This window comes from Hymenobacter coccineus (assembly GCF_001816125.1).
Classification (GTDB): Bacteria; Bacteroidota; Bacteroidia; order Cytophagales; family Hymenobacteraceae; genus Hymenobacter; species Hymenobacter coccineus.
Map to the genome: position 1 here is coordinate 1 of NZ_MDZA01000331.1, position 250 is coordinate 250.

At 73.6% G+C, this 250-nt stretch carries 1 protein-coding gene; it reads left to right on the forward strand.

The genetic code is table 11. The annotated features are described in order from the left end of the window. Window positions 1-223: hypothetical protein (locus BEN49_RS28195; RefSeq protein WP_158022980.1), on the forward strand; the 223-nt coding region annotated here is incomplete at its 5' end. Window positions 224-250: the final 27 nt, after the last annotated feature.

Below are 250 nucleotides of genomic sequence, written 5' to 3' on the forward strand. Positions count from 1 at the left end.
GCGGGCCCCGGGCCGCCCCGGGCCCTGGCAGCAAACGCTGCAAGACCTGCGCGAGCAGCTGGCCGACGTTAACCCCGACCACTACGACCGGCAGTACGATGCGCCCCTGGGGGCCCTGCACGACTTCCACGCCGCCGCCGCTGAGGCACTGGCGGGCCCCGGGCCGCCCCGGGCCCTGGCAGCAAACGCTGCAAGACCTGCGCGAGCAGCTGGCCGACGTTAACCCCGACCACTACGACCGGCAGTACGA